The sequence below is a fragment of the Enterobacteriaceae endosymbiont of Donacia sparganii genome (genome assembly GCF_012569045.1).
Classification (GTDB): domain Bacteria; phylum Pseudomonadota; class Gammaproteobacteria; order Enterobacterales; family Enterobacteriaceae.
In genome coordinates this window covers 108,505-125,707 of the sequence record NZ_CP046196.1, presented here as the reverse complement: position 1 = coordinate 125,707, position 17,203 = coordinate 108,505, and the positions used below count along the sequence as shown (strand labels likewise).

Genomic DNA, 17,203 nt, shown 5'->3' with positions numbered 1-17,203 from the left:
TTTTAAGTATATATTTCTTTATATAAATAATTTTTTTATAAAATATTTTTGTTTTAACTTTAGGAGTAATTTAAATTATGCCTTCTAGAAGAAATCTTGCTAATGCTATTCGATTTTTAAGTATAGATGCTATAGAAAATGCTCAGTCCGGACATCCTGGAGCACCAATGGGTATGGCAGATATAGCTGAAGTACTTTGGCGTAATTATCTAAATCATAATCCTAATAATCCTTTATGGATAAATCGTGATCGATTTATATTATCCAATGGACATTGTGTAATGTTAATGTATAGTTTGTTACATTTAACTGGATATAATTTAACAATTTCTGATTTAAAAAAATTTCGAAAACTATATTCTAAAACTCCGGGACATCCTGAATATGGCTGTACTTCTAATATTGAAACTAGTACTGGTCCTTTAGGACAAGGATTAGCAAATGCTGTTGGTATGGCTATAGCTGAAAAAACGTTAGCAGCACAATTTAATAGATTAGATTTTAATATAATTGATCATTATATTTATGTTTTTGTAGGTGATGGTTGTTTAATGGAAGGTATTTCTCATGAAGTATGTTCTTTAGCAGGAACATTAAAATTAAAAAAATTAATAGTTTTTTATGATAATAATAACATTTCTATAGATGGAAATATTAAAGGATGGTGTAATGATGATACTCAAAAAAGATTTGAATCTTATGGATGGAATGTTATTCCAAATATAAATGGACATAATTATAAAAATATAGAAATAGCTATTGAAAATGCTAAATCTCTTAAAGAAGAAAAACCTTCTTTATTAATTTGTAATACAATTATTGCTTTTGGATCACCTAATAAATCAGGAAAAAATATTGCACATGGAACTCCTTTAGGTAAAGAAGAAATTATACTAATAAGAAAAAAATTAAATTGGCATTATAAACCTTTTGAAATTCCTGAATATATTTATGACAAATGGAATGCAAAAAAAATAGGTAGTATAAAAGAACTTAAATGGATAAATATGTTTAAAAATTATTATCATAAATTTCCTCTTTTAGCTAAAGAATTTAAAAGAAGAATTAATAATATTCTACCATATAATTGGAATAATAAAATAAATAAATATATCCATAAATTAAATCATTTTAATATTAATCTTTCAACAAGAGAAGCATCTAAGAATATTTTACAAAAATATTCAAAATTATTACCAGAATTATTCGGAGGTTCTGCAGATTTATCTAGTAGTAATCTAACTTTTTTAAAAAATTCTCGACCTATTAATCAATTTAAAGATGGTAATTATATCCATTATGGAGTAAGAGAATTTGGTATGATGGCTATAGCAAATGGAATTTCCTTATATAAGGGATTTATTACTTATACTGCTACTTTTTTAGTTTTTTCAGATTATTGTCGTAATGCCATAAGAATGGCTTCTTTAATGAAAATTAGAAATATAATGATTTTTACCCATGATTCTATAGGATTAGGAGAAGATGGACCTACACATCAACCTATAGAACAATTATCTAGTTTAAGATTAATTCCAAATATAAGTATTTGGCGTCCATGTGATCAAATTGAAACCGCTCTAGCATGGAAAATTGCTATTGAAAATATATCTAAACCTACTGTATTAGTTTTATCCAGACAAAATTTACCTACACAAAAAAGAAATAAAAAAGAAATATCATTTATATCATATGGAGGATATATATTAAAAGATTGTATAGATAAAAATCCCCAAATTATTTTAATTGCTTCTGGTTCTGAAGTATCTTTAGCTGTTGAAGTATATAAAAAATTATCTATTTCAAAATATAAAATTAGAGTAGTATCTATGCCATCTACTGATACCTTTGATAAACAAACAAAAGAATATAAAAATTATATATTACCTATTAATATTAAATGTAGAATAGCTATTGAAGCTGGTTCTAAAGATTTTTGGTATAAATATGTAGGTTTAAATGGTAGTGTAATTGGTATTAATACTTTTGGATATTCTGCTCCTGCAAAAGAATTATTTAAAATATTTGGTTTTACTGTTGAAAACATTATTTTAAAAATTAAAAAAATTTTTAAAAATATATATAATTAATTGTTTTAACATTTTAAATTATAGGATTAAATTACTTATGTTGAGTATTTTAAATTTAAATATTAAAAATAAAATTTTATTAATTAGATCTGATTTTAATGTGCCTATAGATTTAAATGGTAATATTATTTCTGATATTAGAATTAGATTATCATTACCAACTATAAAGTATGCTTTAAAAAAAGGATCTAAAATTATTATAGCTTCTCATTTAGGAAGACCTAGTGAAGGAAAATATAATTCTTTATTTTCTCTAAAAAAAATTGCTATATATTTAGAAAAAATTTTAAATCATAAAGTTATTTTACAAAAAAATTATTTAAATGGATGTGAGTTTAAAAATAATGAAATCATTCTTTTAGAAAATGTTCGTTTTAATATTGGTGAAAAAGATAATAGTATAAAACTATCTAAACAATATGCATCTTTATGCGATATATTTGTAATGGATGCATTTGCAACTTCTCATCGTATTCATTCATCTACTTATGGTGTTATTAATTTTGCTAAAAAATCTTGTGCAGGATTTTTATTAATAAATGAAATAAAAAATTTAAAAAAATTATTAAAAAATCCTGTAAAACCAATAATTTCTATTATAGGTGGAGCTAAAATATCTACTAAATTTAATGTTTTAAAAAAAATATCTAAATTATCTGATAAAGTAATTGTAGGAGGAGGTATAGCAAATACTTTATTATCATTAAATAATGATATTGGAAGTTCATTATATGAACCTAATGCTATTTTATTAGCACAAGAAATAATTAATAAATATAAAAATATAATTCTTCCCGTTGATTGTGTAGTTAGTACATCTATTAAAAATAATTCTTTAGTAAAAATAAAAAATATTAATAACATATTAAAAAATGAAAAAATTCTCGATATAGGGCATAAAACTATAAATATTATTAAAAATGAATTAAAAAAAGCAAAAACCATATTATGGAATGGTCCTATTGGAGTATTTGAATTTAAAAATTTTAGAAAAGGTACTGAAAATATAGTTAAAGCTATTATAAATAGTAATGCTTTTTCTATTGTAGGAGGAGGAGATACATTAGCTGCAATAGAATTATTTAATGCTTTTAATAAAATTTCCTATATTTCTACAGGTGGTGGAGCTTTTTTAAAATATATCGAAGGACGTAAATTACCTGTTATATCTATATTAGAAAATATTTTATAATATTTTAATTTTTAATTAAAATATTAAAATTTTTAATAATAAAAAAATTACAATAAGGTAAAGTATATATTATGTCTAAAATTTTAAATTATGTAAAACCTGGTGTCGTTGTTGGTAATGATGTACAAACCATATTTAAAATAGCAAAAGAAAATAACTTTGCTTTACCAGCTATTAATTGTATTGGTACTGATTCTATTAATGTAGTATTAGAAACTGCAGCAAAAGTAAAATCTTCAGTAATTATTCAATTTTCAAATTCAGGAGCTTCTTTTATTGCTGGTAAAGGATTACAAAAAATAAATCCTAGATTAGCTTCTGTAATAGGAGCTATTTCTGGAGCTAAACATGTTCATAAAATTGCTAAATATTATGGTATCCCAGTTATTTTACATACTGATCATTGTCCAAAAAATAAATTATCTTGGATAGATCATTTATTAAATGAAAATGAAAAATACTATTTAATACATAAAAAATCTTTATTTTCATCTCATATGATAGATTTATCTAAAGAGTCTCTTAAAGATAATATTAAAATATGTAGTTATTATTTAAAAAGAATGTCACATATGAAAATGACATTAGAAATAGAATTAGGATGTACAGGAGGAGAAGAAGACGGTATTGATAATAGTAATTTAAATAAAAAATTATTATATACTGATTATAATGATGTAAATTATGCCTATGAAAAATTAAAATTAATCAGTTCACAGTTTATTATTGCTGCTTCTTTTGGTAATGTTCATGGAGTATATAAAGCAGGAAATGTAAAATTATTGCCTGAAATTTTAAAAAATTCACAAAAATTTATTAGTAAAAAACATAATCTTTCTAAAAATCCTATTAATTTTGTATTTCATGGTGGTTCTGGATCTTCATTATTAGAAATTAAAAAATCTATAAATTATGGTGTTATTAAAATGAATATTGATACAGATACTCAGTGGGCTACATGGGAAGGTATATTAAAATTTTATAAAAAATATAAAAAATATTTACAGAACCAACTTGGTAATCCAGAAGGATTAAATAAACCTAATAAAAAATATTATGATCCTAGATCATGGATTAGAGCATCACAAATTTCTATGAAAAAACGACTAGAAAGAACATTTAAAGAATTAAATGCGATTAATATATTATAAAAAATAAATTACTTAAATTATAAAAAACAATACAAATTATTTTATAAAAGGGATTATTAAAATATGAATAAATTTACTAGTGTATTAGATTTTATAAAAATGTGGATATTTAAAAATAGAATTTTTATTTTATATCAATGTGAGCATTTTATTTTAGCCGGGATGGTTTTATTTTTTGGATTATGGGGGGTGAAATTTGTTACTAAAACAATAAAAAATGTTTTTACTATTAGAAATATAGATCCTATTACAACTGGATTTCTGACAAATGTTTTTAAATATAGTTTAACTATTTTTGTTATAGTTAGTGCATTAAGTAGTATTGGATTAAAAACATCATCAATTTTTGCTGCATTTGGAACTATAGGATTAGTAATTGGTTTAGCTTGGCAAAGTGCATTAGCAAATTTAGCCTCAGGATTATTAATTATTACTTTTCGTATTTTTAAAGTAGGAGATTATATTAACATAGGTAATATTACTGGGAAAATTACTAATGTTGAAATTTTTTGTACTCTTTTAAAAACATTTGATGGTAGTATTATATCTGTTCCGAATGGAAAAATTCTTACAGAAAATATAGTAAATTTTTCTAAATCAAATGAATATCGTAATAAAATTACTTTAGGTATTTCACGAGATTTAATACAAAAAGATATAAATATGATTAAAAAAATTTTATTAGATACTGTTTCCTTAAATGATAAAATAATAAAAAATTCAATTGTTAATGTTATTGTTGATGAAATTACTAATAATTCTATTAATTTTACTGTTTTTTTTTGGATTAATGATTTTATAAATAAAAAAGAAATTTGTTCAGATTTAATTAATATTTTAAAAAATAATTTAGAATTATATAAAAAATCATGTGTATTATGGATTAATAATGATTAATAATATTATTAATAAATTATTATATTTTTACTATATTAAAAATTTAATACTACGGTGCGAACGGGACTTGAACCCGTGACCCCCGGCGTGACAGGCCGGTATTCTAACCAACTGAACTATCGCACCATAATAATTATTATATTATATATCATATTGTTAATCGTCAATACTTTTATTTATTTTTTCCATAAATAAAAACCACATTTTTTTTTAATTAAATTTAAATTTAATTTGTGTAATTTTAATTCTTGATTAGAAGCTGTGATAATTAATAATTTTTTTTTTTTAAATTTTTTAAATAAATTTTCTAATTCATTATTTTTTTCTTTAGAAAATTTTAATTCAAATGAATTTTGTTCAGTAGTCATAAATAAAAAAACATATGCTAAAAGTTTCGCATCTAATAAAGCTCCATGTAAATTACGTTTACTTTTATCAATATTAAATCTAGAACATAAAGAATTTAATGAATTTCTTTTTCCTGGAAAAAGATTTCTAGCTATTTTAAGAGTATCTTTTATAGTACAAATATCTTCTATTTTAGGAAAATTTTTTTTTAATAAAGATAATTCATAATTTAAAAAATTAATATCAAATTGAGCATTATGAATAATAAGTTCTGAACCTTTAATATAATTTAAAAAATTATCAACAATGTTAGAAAAAATAGGTTTTTTATATAAAAATTCATTAGAAATACCATGAATATTAAATGCTTCTTTACTTATAGTTTGTTGTGGATTTATATATGTATGAAAGTAATTTTTAGTAATATTACGATTAATAATTTCTATAATTCCTATTTCTATAATACGATGTCCTATATAATAGGGATAAGATAAATTCATCCCAGTTGTTTCTGTATCTAAAACTACTTGACGTATATTAAATTTTTTCATATTTGTTATATAAATAATGTAAATTTTAATAAAAAAGTTATATGTATAAAAATATAAATATTTTTACAGATGGTTCTTGTATATATAATCCTGGACCAGGAGGATGTGCTGCTATTTTACAATATCATAAATATGAAAAAATTTTAACTAAAGGATTTTTTTTAACAACTAATAATAGAATGGAGTTAATGGCTTCTATTATAGCATTAGAATCTCTAAAAGAGAATTGTAATATTTACATATTTACTGATAGTAATTATTTACAAAAAGGAATTACAAAATGGATATATAATTGGAAAAAATGTAATTGGTTACGTGATAATAAAAAAAAAGTAAAAAATATTGATTTATGGAAAAGATTAGAATTTGCTTTATCTAACCATAATATTTATTGGAAATGGATTAAAGGACATTCATATCATGAAATGAATAATAAATGTGATCAATTAGCTCGTATTTCAGCAAAAAACCCTATAAATAGGGATTTAGGTTACATAAAATAAAAATAAATATATTTTAATTTTTTAAAAAATATTTTTATAAAATTTAAAAAAATAAATTTATAAAAAATTTTTAATAAAAATGGTTGTTATTTTTAAATAAGTTATTTAAGTTTAAATAAAATAAATAATTTTTAATTATTAAATTTATATTTAAAAAATTAAAGTTTTTTAAATAAAAAGGTAAAATATGCTAGATAATAATCGTTTACGTATTGCAATACAAAAATCTGGTCGTTTAAGTAATGAATCTAGTAAACTTTTAAAAAATTGTGGTCTTAAAATTAATTTACAACAACAACGATTAATTGCTTTTACAGAAAATATGCCTATTGATATTCTGAGAGTACGTGATGATGATATTCCTGGATTAATTATGGAAGGTGTAGTTGATTTAGGTATTATTGGGAAAAATGTTTTGGAAGAAGAAGTTTTAACTAGACTCTCAAGAGGAGATAATGCAAATTATCTAACATTACGTAAATTAGATTTTGGTATATGTAGATTATCTATAGCAATTCCTATTAATAAAAATTATACAGGATTACAATCTTTACAAAATACTTGTATAGCAACTTCTTATCCTAATTTATTAAAAAAGTATCTCGATAAACATCATATTATATTTAAATCATGTATGTTAAATGGTTCAGTAGAATTAGCTCCTAGAGTAGGTTTATCAGATGCTATTTGTGATTTAGTTTCAACAGGAGCAACATTAGAAGCTAATGGTATTAAAGAAGTAGAAATTATATATGCTTCTCAAGCGTGTTTAATACAACGTTATGATAAAATATCAAATTTTAAACAAAAATTAATAAATAAATTATTAACTAGAATAAAAGGAGTTATTCAAGCTAGAGAATCTAAATATATAATGTTACATATTCCAAATAAAAAATTAAAACAAGTAATGTCATTATTATCTTATGTTAAAAATCCTACTATTTTACCATTAATGGGAGAAACTAAAAAAATAGCCATACATATGGTATGTAGTGAAACACTATTTTGGGAAAAAATGGAAAAATTAAAATTATTAGGAGCAAGTTCTATTTTAGTTTTACCTATTGAAAAAATAATGGAGTAATAAAATGACTATTATAAATAATTTAATTTATTGGCATAATCATAATAAAGATGAAAAAAAAAAAATATTATCTCGACCAATATTTTTAATAGATAAAAAAATTAAAAATAATGTAACAAATATTTTAAATCAAGTAAAAAAAAAAGGAGATAATGCTTTAAAAAAATATAATTTATTATTTGATAAAATAAAAATTGATAATTTAAAAATTAATACAGAAAAAATAAATAATGCAAAATTTTATATAGATAAAAACATTAAAAATGCAATACAAAGTGCTTATAATAATATATATAAATTTCATAAATATCAGATTTTTAAAAAAAAAATAATTGAAATTATACCTGGAGTTTTTTGTAAACAAATTTATCGTCCTATACCTAAAGTTGGATTATACGTCCCAGGAGGAACATCTTCATTATTTTCCACTGTATTAATGTTAGGAATTCCTGCTCAATTAGCTTTATGTCCTGAAATTATATTATGTTCTCCTGCTCCAATATCTAACGAAATTTTATTTGCAGCTTATTTATGTAATATAAAAAATATTTTTCAGGTAGGAGGAGCCCATGCTATAGCAGCCATGGCTTTTGGTACAGAATCTATTAATAGAGTAAATAAAATTTTTGGACCAGGAAATTTTTTTGTTACAGAGGCTAAAAAACAAGTAAGTAATCAAAATAAAATTTATAGTAATATTTCTATAGATATGCCAGCAGGTCCATCAGAATTAATTATTTTAGCTGATAATACTGCAAATTATAATTTTATTATAGCAGATTTATTATCACAAGCAGAACATGGAATTGATTCTCAAGTATTTTTAATTACTACTGAAGAAAAAATTGCAAAATTAGTTCAAAAAGGTCTTTCTCAACAATTAGAAAAATTACCTAAAAAAAATATAGCAAAAAAATCTATTAGTAATAGTCATATTATAATAGTTAAAAATATTGAAGAATGTATAAAAATAATAAATAAATATGCTCCTGAACATCTTATTATCCAATGTCATAATTATGAAAAAATTTTATCTAAAATTATTAATGCAGGATCAATTTTTTTAGGTCATTGGACTCCTGAATCAGTTGGAGATTATGCTTCAGGAACTAATCATGTTTTACCTACTTATGGTTATGCATTAACATATTCAGGTTTAGGAATTTCTGATTTTCAAAAAAGAATGTATGTACAAAAATTAACAAAAAAGGGTTTATTAAATATTTCTCATACAGTAGAAATTATGGCAAAAACAGAAAATTTATTAGGACATAGTAATTCTATTACAATAAGAAAAAATTTTATTAATAAAAATTTTTTTCATCAAAAAAAAAAAATAAATAATATTAATAAAATAGCTCGAAAAAATATTATTAATTTAATTCCATATAAATCAGCTAGATCACTATATAAAAGTGATATGAAACATTCAATTTTATTAAATGCTAATGAATCGCCTATTACCTCTTATTTTACTTTAAATAAAAAAATATTTAATAAATATCCAGAACCTCAATCTAAAGAATTAATTAATATGTATAGTCGATATGTAAATTTAAGTACTGAAAACATTTTAATTACAAGAGGAGCAGATGAAGGCATAGATATAATTATGCGTACATTTTGTAATCAAAGACATGATAAAATACTATTTTGTCCACCAACATATGATATGTATCGTGTTACTGCTGAGATATTAGATATTAAATATATAATGATTAATAGTATAGATAATTGGGAATTAAATTTAGATAAAATTAAAAAAAATCTTAATAATGTTAAAATTATTTATATTTGTAATCCTAATAATCCAACTGGTAATTCTATTAATATAAATAATATAATAAAACTATTAGAATTAACAAAAAATAAAATAATTATTGTTATTGATGAAGCGTATATTGAATTTTGTATTAATCAATCTTTAACTTATTTAATAAATAAATATCAAAATTTAATTATATTAAGAACTTTATCTAAAGCATTTGCATTAGCTGGGTTACGTTGTGGTTTTATATTAACAAATAAAAATATTATTAATATTTTAATAAAAGTTATAGCTCCCTATCCCATTCCTGATCCTGTTATAGATATAGCTATACAAGCTTTAAATTTAAAAAACTTAATTATTATGAAAAATAATGTAAAAATAATAATTAATAATAAAAAATGGTTAATAAATAATTTAAATAATTGTCCTTGTATAAAAACTATATTTAATAGTAAAACTAATTTTATTCTAATAAAATTTAATAATTCTAATAATATTTTTAATATGTTAAATAAAAAAAAAATAATTGTGAGAAATCAAAATCATGAAAAAAAATTACATAATTGTTTAAGAATTACAGTAGGAACATTTTACGAATGTAAAAAATTATTTTTTGAATTAAAAAAATTATCTTAAGAAAATTTTATAAAAAAAGAAATACTATATGTTAAAAAAAATACTTTTTATAGATAGAGATGGAACTTTAATATCTGAACCTAAAAATAATTATCAAATTGATCATATTAATAAATTATTTTTTGAAAAAAATGTTATTATTACATTATCAGCTTTAAAAAAACTTTCTTATTTATTTGTAATAATTACAAACCAAGATGGTTTAGGAAGTAAATCTTTCTCTCATAAATCTTTTAATATTCCCCATAATTTTATGATTAATATTTTTAAATCACAAAATATAGAATTTGAAAATATTTTTATTTGTCCTCATTATTCTTATGATAATTGTTTATGTCGAAAACCAAATTTAACATTATTAAAACCATATTTAAATAATAATTTAGATAAAAAAAATAGTTATGTTATAGGTGATCGTTTAACTGATATTGAATTAGCAAAAAACATTGGTATTCAAGGTATTTTATATAATAAAAAAATATGTAATTGGTTAGATATTTTAACAAAATTAACACCAATAAAAAGATATGCTATAATAAAAAGAATAACAAAAGAAACTACAATAAATGTAGAATTATTATTAAATAAAAAAGGTAAAAATATTATTAATACTGGAATTAATTTTTTAAATCATATGTTAGAACAAATAGCAATACATGGAGGATTTCTTTTAAATATTTATAGTAAAGGAGATTTATTTATTGATGATCATCATACTATAGAAGATATTGCAATAGCATTAGGACAAGCTTTTTCTAAAGCTCTTGGTAATAAAAGAGGTATTAATAGATTTGGTTTTTTTTTACCAATGGATGAATCATTAGCTCAATGTTCATTAGATCTATCTGGTAGACCATATTTACAATATTATGTAAATTTTAAATATCAAAAAATTGGTGATTTAAGTACAGAAATGATTAAACATTTTTTTTATTCTTTATCATATTCTATGTCATGTAATATATATTTAAAAGCTACAGGAGAAAATGATCATCATAAAGTTGAAAGCTTATTTAAAGCATTTGGATGTTCTTTAAAAAAAGCTATAAAAATTGTAAATAACATTATTCCTAGTTCAAAAGGAGTTTTAAATTGAAAATTGTTATTTTAGATACATCTTGTGGTAATTTTTATTCTTTAAAAACTACTATAAAAAAAATAGGATTTAATTCTGAAATTACAAATAAAAAAGATGTAATTTTAAATGCTGATAAAATTTTTTTACCAGGAGTAGGTTCAGCAAATTCTATAATTAAAAAATTAAAAAATGATAATTTAATAAAATTAATTCAAAATTGTAAAAAAGATATTTTAGGGATATGTTTAGGTATGCAAATTTTAGGTAAATATAGTGAAGAAAATAATGGAATTTCTACATTAGGAATTTTAGATTATTTTTCTCAATTAATGAATAATAAACATATACCAGTTCCTCATATGGGCTGGAATAAAGTAAATAATATAAAATCATCGCCATTATTCAATAATATTAATAAAAATTCTTATTTTTATTTTTCACACAGTTATAAAGTTAATATTAATGATTATACAGTAGCTACTACTAATTATGATAATATTTTTAGTTCTGTTATTCAGAAAAAAAATTTTTTTGGAGTACAATTTCATCCAGAAAGATCAGGAATTAATGGTATACAATTAATTAAAAATTTTTTAAAAATATAAAACTATAAATATGATTATTCCAGCAATTGATTTAATAAAAGGAGAAGTAGTTAGATTACATCAAGGAAAGTTTAATTTAAAACGTAAATATTTATATGAACCTTTATTTTATATACAAAAATGTCTTAAAGAAGGAGCAAAAAAAATCCATATTGTAGATTTAGATGGAGCTAAAAATCCTAATAAAAAACAAATTAACCTATTAAAAGAAATTTCTAAATATCAAATACCTTCTATACAAATAGGGGGAGGTATTAGATCCCAAAAGGATATAGATTTAATTTTTGATTTAATACCTAATGCTCAAATTATATTAGGATCTTCAATAATTAAAGATTTTAAAAATGTACAAAAATGGTTTAATTTATATAATCCACATTCTATTATTTTAGCATTAGATATTAAATTTAATAAAAATTATGAAAAAATAATTTTTATAAATGGCTGGCAAAATAAAAGTAATATGATTTTTGAAGATATTATAGAAAAATTTTTAAATATAGGATTAAAATATGTGTTATGTACTGATATTTCTCGAGATGGAACTTTTTTAGGACCAAATATAAATTTATATACTGAAATAGTTAAAAAATATCCAGAAATATTTTTTCAAGCATCAGGAGGTATTTCTACTTTACAAGATATTTTAAATTTAAAAAATAGTGGCGTAAAAAATATAATTATAGGAAGAGCTTTTTTAGAAAAAAAATTTACTATTAAAGAGGCTAATTTATGTTGGCAAAAAGAATAATTCCCTGTTTAGATGTTTATAAAGATGTAGTAGTAAAAGGGAAACAATTTAAAAATCATAAAATTATAGGAGATATTTTATCCCTAGCTACTAAATATGATAAAGAGGGAGCTGATGAATTAGTATTTTATGATATTACAGCATCTATTGATAAACGATTAGTAGATAAAAAATGGATATCACAAATTGCTAAAAAAATTAGTATACCTATCTGTATAGCAGGTGGTATTAAATCTATAGATGATGCTGCTAAAATATTATATTTAGGAGCGGAAAAAATATCTATAAATACTCCTGCATTAGATAATCCTTATTTAATAACAAAATTATCCAAATATTTTGGTAAACAATGTATTGTTATAGGAATAGATTCTTGGTATAACAAAGAAACTAAAAAATATTGTGTATATAAATATACTGGTAATACAAAATATACTAAAAAAACTCCTTGGGAAACAATAGAATGGATTAAAAAAGTACAAGAATTAGGAGCTGGAGAAATAGTATTAAATATGATGAATCAAGATGGATTATGCAATGGTTATGATTTAATACAATTAAAAAAAATTAGAAAAATTTGTAAAATTCCTTTAATTGCTTCTGGAGGTGCAGGTTCTTTAAAAGATTTTTATCATGTTTTTAACAAAGAAATAAATGTTGATGGTGCTCTAGCTGCATCAGTATTTCATAAAAATATTATTAATATTAATACATTAAAAAAATTTTTATCTAAAAAAAATATTGAGGTAAGACTATGTTAATACTAAATTCTATAAATGATCTAAATTGGTTAAAAACAAAAGGATTAATTCCAGTTATTATACAACATAAAATTTCTGGACAAGTACTTATGCATGCATATATGAATCAAAAATCTCTGAAAATAACATTAGAAACTAAAAAAGTTACATTTTTTTCTAGAACTAAAAATAAAATATGGACTAAAGGAGAAACAACAGGTAATTTTCTATATGTTAAAAAAATTGCAATAGATTGTGATAAAGATACATTACTTATTTTAGTTAATCCTATTAATAAAACATGTCATTTAAATGAATATAGTTGTTTTAAAAATATTATTTCAGATTTTACTTTTTTATATTTATTAGAAAAAATTTTAGATAAAAAAAAGTATTCTATAGAATCTTCATATACTTATGATTTATACCAAAGTGGTTTAAAAAGAATATCACAAAAAGTAGGAGAAGAAGCCATAGAAACTATTATAGCTGCAAATGATAATAATAAAAAAGAAACTATGCAAGAAACAGCTGATTTAGTATATCATTTAATTGTTTTATTAAAAATAAAAAATATTAATTTAAATGATATTATAAAAATTTTAAAGAAAAGAAATTCTTAATTTTATTTAGATTAATTTTAATAAAATTTTATTTTATAAATTTTTTTATTTTATTAAAAAAAATAAAAAAATTTATTATAAAATATATCTACTAATATCCTCATTAATTATTAATGTGTCAAGATGTTTACTTACATAATTTTTATCAATAATAATTGATTTATTATTATATTCATTAGCTTCATAAGATATATCAGACATTAAATATTCTAGAACAGTATGTAATCTTCTTGCTCCTATATTTTCAGTAGTTTCATTAACTTTCCAAGCAGATTCTGCTATTTTTTTAATACCATCTTTAGTAAAGATGATATCTACTTTTTCAGTAGCTAATAATGCTTTATATTGTACTGTTATAGATGCATTAGGTTCTATTAAAATTCTTTCAAAATCATTACTAGTAAGTGCTTTTAATTCTACTCTAATAGGTAATCTACCTTGTAATTCAGGTATTAAATCAGAAGGTTTAGATATTTGAAATGATCCTGAAGCAATAAATAAAATATGATCTGTTTTAACCATCCCATGTTTTGTTGATACAGTACATCCTTCAACTAACGGTAATAAATCTCTCTGTACTCCTTCTCTAGAAATATCAGAAGATACATTATGACTTCTTCTACAAATTTTATCTATTTCATCTAAAAAAACAATACCATTTTGTTCTACTGCTTCTATAGCTTTTTGTTTAATATCTTCATTATTAAGTAATTTCCCTGCTTCTTCTTCTATTAATAATTTAATAGCATCCTTAATTTTTAATTTACGTTTTTTTTGTTTATTACCTCCTAAATTTTGAAATAGTGACTGTAATTGACTAGTCATTTCTTCCATTCCTGGAGGAGCCATAATTTCAATACCCATAGGGGTACTAGATACATTAATTTCAATTTCTTGATTATCTAATAATCCATTTTTAAGTTTAATTTTTAATTTTTGACGAATTAATTCCATATTATTATCATTATTCCAATTATTTTTATTTGGAATTAAAACATTAAGAATTCTTTCTTCCGCCATTTCTTTTGCTCTATTACAATTTTTATTAAATGCTTGTATCCTTATCATTTTTATAGAAACATCAGTTAAATCACGAATAATAGAATCTACTTCTTTACCAACATAACCAATTTCAGTAAATTTAGTAGCTTCTACTTTTATAAAGGGTGCATTAGCTAATTTTGCTAATCTACGTGCAATTTCTGTTTTTCCTACACCAGTAGGCCCTATCATTAATATATTTTTAGGTGTTACTTCCTGTCTTAAATTTTCATCTAGTTGCATACGACGCCAACGGTTTCTTAACGCTATAGCTACAGCTTTTTTTGCACTTTCTTGCCCAATAATAAATTTATCTAATTCATTAACAATTTCTTTTGGAGTCATCTCAGACATAATTAGCATTTTCCTCATGCTTATTTAGATGGTAATTCTTCAATAGTAAAATTATGATTAGTATATATGCAAATATCTCCTGCTATATTTAAAGATTTTTTAACTATTTCATATGCACTTAAATTAGTATTTTCAAACAAAGCACGAGCTGATGCTTGTGCATATGGCCCACCAGAACCGATAGTTACTATATTATTCTCAGGTTGTATAACATCTCCACTACCGGTAATTATTAAAGAAGTAACTTTATCTGCAATTACTAATAAAGCCTCTAATTTACGTAACATACGATCTGTTCTCCAATCTTTGGCTAATTCTACTGCTGATTTTATTAAATTACCTTGATATATTTCTAATTTTTGTTCAAATAATTCAAAAAGAGTAAAAGCATCTGCAGTACCACCTGCAAAACCTGCAATAACTGTATTATTATATAATTTGCGAATTTTTTTAACATTTCCTTTCATTATAATATGACCAAGAGTTGCTTGTCCATCGCCACCAATTACTACATTATTATTTTTCCTTACACTAACTATTGTTGTCATGAGTTTATACCTCTATACCCTCATATTAATTATTATTTATTTTATATCTCATAACAATACGATAAATAAATTTTACTTTTTAAAAAAAAAATAAAATTATTAATTATAATATTAATAATTAATTTTAATATTTAATATTTTATTTAATATAATATTATATTATAATTATTATATAAAATAGTTTTAAAATTTATTAAAAACAGTAAAATTATAACATAATTTAAATTTTAAACAATAAATTTATATCTAATTAAAAATTATATGTATAAAAATATTTTAGCTATTGATACTTCTACTGAATATTGTTTAATTACCTTAAAAAATAATAAAATTATTTACAATAAAATAAAATTTTGTCCTTGTTCACATATAAAATATATATTAAATTTAATTAATAATATTTTAAAAGAAACTAAAATATTATTATCTGAAATTAATTTATTAGGATATAATTTAGGTCCTGGAAATTTTACAAGTATAAGAATAGGCATAGCAACAATAGAAAGTATATCTTATGCTCTTAATATTCCTAAAATAGGAATATCACATTTAATGATTTTAGCTGAAAAATCATGGAAAAAAACAGGAATTAAAAATGTAATAACTATAGTTAAATGTAATAAAAATCTTTTGTATTTCTCTTTATATAGAAAAAATTATAAAGGTTTATGGATTGGTAAAAAAAATGAATGTTTATTAAATTATAATGATTTTTTAAGTAAAATCTTATTATTAAAAGGAATATGGGTATTAATTTCTAATATAAATAAATATATAGAATATGATATAAAAAAAATATTAAATAAAAACTTAAAAATACATTTTATTTCTAATAAACCTTCTTCAGAAGAAATTATTGATATTATTAATAATATTTTATTAAATAATAAAAAAATTAAAAAATATTATAAAATTAATTATATTAAAAATATATTATAAATATAAATTTTATTTATCATTCATTTTTTTTATACATTTTTTTGTTTTAGGTAAAATAATATTTAATTCCAATGTTGATATATTATTTTTTTTATCATCTAACTCTATATTAATCATATTTGGATTAATTTTAACATATTTAGAAATAACTTTTAATATTTCTTGTTTTAATTGTGTTATATAACAAGGATACACATATCCTTTTTTTGATTCTTCTGATATAATAATCTGTAGTCTTTTTTTAGCAATATTAGCAGTTTTCTTTTTTCTTGATAAAAAAAAATTAATAAAATTCATA

At 21.3% G+C, this 17,203-nt stretch carries 17 protein-coding genes and 1 tRNA gene; 13 read left to right on the top strand and 5 right to left on the bottom strand.

Annotated features, from left to right (window positions below; translation table 11 throughout):
• The first annotated feature begins 77 nt into the window (after positions 1–77).
• The 4 genes from tkt (at position 78) to GJT98_RS00640 (ending at position 5,330) form a co-directional block, all read left to right on the top strand.
• Positions 78–2,090: a transketolase gene (gene tkt / locus GJT98_RS00655; protein WP_168820869.1), complete on the top strand. Its 2,013-nt coding sequence runs from the start codon at positions 78–80 to the stop codon at positions 2,088–2,090.
• A gap of 37 nt (positions 2,091–2,127) precedes the next feature.
• Positions 2,128–3,282 (top strand): phosphoglycerate kinase, encoded by a 1,155-nt coding sequence (locus GJT98_RS00650; RefSeq protein ID WP_168820867.1) that lies wholly within the window; start codon positions 2,128–2,130, stop codon positions 3,280–3,282.
• A 71-nt stretch (positions 3,283–3,353) separates the two neighbouring features.
• The gene (gene fbaA / locus GJT98_RS00645; protein ID WP_168820865.1) at positions 3,354–4,433 is read left to right on the top strand and encodes a class II fructose-bisphosphate aldolase; all 1,080 of its coding nucleotides are present in this window, start codon (positions 3,354–3,356) and stop codon (positions 4,431–4,433) included.
• 63 nt (positions 4,434–4,496) lie between these two features.
• Positions 4,497–5,330: a mechanosensitive ion channel domain-containing protein gene (locus GJT98_RS00640; RefSeq protein ID WP_168820863.1), complete on the top strand. Its 834-nt coding sequence runs from the start codon at positions 4,497–4,499 to the stop codon at positions 5,328–5,330.
• 52 nt (positions 5,331–5,382) lie between these two features.
• Here the strand turns inward: GJT98_RS00640 and GJT98_RS00635 are convergent.
• Positions 5,383–5,456: transfer RNA gene (locus tag GJT98_RS00635), tRNA-Asp, on the bottom strand.
• 50 nt (positions 5,457–5,506) lie between these two features.
• Positions 5,507–6,229, bottom strand: a complete 723-nt coding sequence (gene dnaQ, locus GJT98_RS00630; protein ID WP_168820861.1) for a DNA polymerase III subunit epsilon — start codon at positions 6,227–6,229, stop codon at positions 5,507–5,509.
• A 41-nt stretch (positions 6,230–6,270) separates the two neighbouring features.
• Between dnaQ and rnhA the strand changes: the two genes are divergently transcribed.
• The 8 genes from rnhA to hisIE all read left to right on the top strand — a co-directional run bounded on the left by rnhA (position 6,271) and on the right by hisIE (position 14,023).
• Complete coding sequence (rnhA, locus tag GJT98_RS00625; protein WP_168820859.1) at positions 6,271–6,732, top strand: ribonuclease HI; 462 nt, start codon at positions 6,271–6,273, stop codon at positions 6,730–6,732.
• 187 nt (positions 6,733–6,919) lie between these two features.
• Entirely contained in the window at positions 6,920–7,819 is a 900-nt protein-coding gene (hisG, locus tag GJT98_RS00620) for an ATP phosphoribosyltransferase (RefSeq protein WP_168820857.1), read from the top strand.
• 4 nt (positions 7,820–7,823) lie between these two features.
• The gene (gene hisD / locus GJT98_RS02310) at positions 7,824–10,226 is read left to right on the top strand and encodes a histidinol dehydrogenase (RefSeq protein WP_211080540.1); all 2,403 of its coding nucleotides are present in this window, start codon (positions 7,824–7,826) and stop codon (positions 10,224–10,226) included.
• A gap of 28 nt (positions 10,227–10,254) precedes the next feature.
• Entirely contained in the window at positions 10,255–11,322 is a 1,068-nt protein-coding gene (gene hisB / locus GJT98_RS00610; protein WP_168820855.1) for a bifunctional histidinol-phosphatase/imidazoleglycerol-phosphate dehydratase HisB, read from the top strand.
• Entirely contained in the window at positions 11,319–11,909 is a 591-nt protein-coding gene (gene hisH, locus GJT98_RS00605) for an imidazole glycerol phosphate synthase subunit HisH (RefSeq protein WP_168820854.1), read from the top strand. The genes hisB and hisH overlap by 4 nt, the downstream gene beginning before the upstream one ends.
• Positions 11,910–11,919: 10 nt before the next feature.
• Entirely contained in the window at positions 11,920–12,660 is a 741-nt protein-coding gene (locus tag GJT98_RS00600; protein WP_168820852.1) for a 1-(5-phosphoribosyl)-5-[(5-phosphoribosylamino)methylideneamino]imidazole-4-carboxamide isomerase, read from the top strand.
• Positions 12,642–13,421, top strand: coding sequence for an imidazole glycerol phosphate synthase subunit HisF (gene hisF, locus GJT98_RS00595; RefSeq protein ID WP_168820850.1), 780 nt, complete (start codon positions 12,642–12,644; stop codon positions 13,419–13,421). Before GJT98_RS00600 ends, hisF begins: the two co-directional genes overlap by 19 nt.
• Positions 13,415–14,023, top strand: a complete 609-nt coding sequence (gene hisIE, locus GJT98_RS00590; RefSeq protein WP_168820848.1) for a bifunctional phosphoribosyl-AMP cyclohydrolase/phosphoribosyl-ATP diphosphatase HisIE — start codon at positions 13,415–13,417, stop codon at positions 14,021–14,023. The genes hisF and hisIE overlap by 7 nt, the downstream gene beginning before the upstream one ends.
• A gap of 75 nt (positions 14,024–14,098) precedes the next feature.
• Here the strand turns inward: hisIE and hslU are convergent, their stop codons facing one another.
• Both hslU and hslV read right to left on the bottom strand, forming a co-directional pair.
• On the bottom strand, positions 14,099–15,418 hold the full coding sequence (gene hslU, locus GJT98_RS00585) for an ATP-dependent protease ATPase subunit HslU (protein ID WP_168821425.1): 1,320 nt from the start codon (positions 15,416–15,418) through the stop codon (positions 14,099–14,101).
• Positions 15,419–15,438: 20 nt separating this feature from the next.
• Entirely contained in the window at positions 15,439–15,966 is a 528-nt protein-coding gene (gene hslV / locus GJT98_RS00580; RefSeq protein WP_168820846.1) for an ATP-dependent protease subunit HslV, read from the bottom strand.
• 261 nt (positions 15,967–16,227) lie between these two features.
• Between hslV and tsaB the strand changes: the two genes are divergently transcribed.
• Positions 16,228–16,905 (top strand): tRNA (adenosine(37)-N6)-threonylcarbamoyltransferase complex dimerization subunit type 1 TsaB, encoded by a 678-nt coding sequence (gene tsaB, locus GJT98_RS00575; protein WP_168820844.1) that lies wholly within the window; start codon positions 16,228–16,230, stop codon positions 16,903–16,905.
• 9 nt (positions 16,906–16,914) lie between these two features.
• On the opposite strand, the gene minE is transcribed toward tsaB, so the two are convergent.
• A complete protein-coding gene (minE, locus tag GJT98_RS00570; RefSeq protein ID WP_168820842.1) occupies positions 16,915–17,202 on the bottom strand; it encodes a cell division topological specificity factor MinE in 288 nt (95 codons plus the stop codon).
• Position 17,203: the final 1 nt, after the last annotated feature.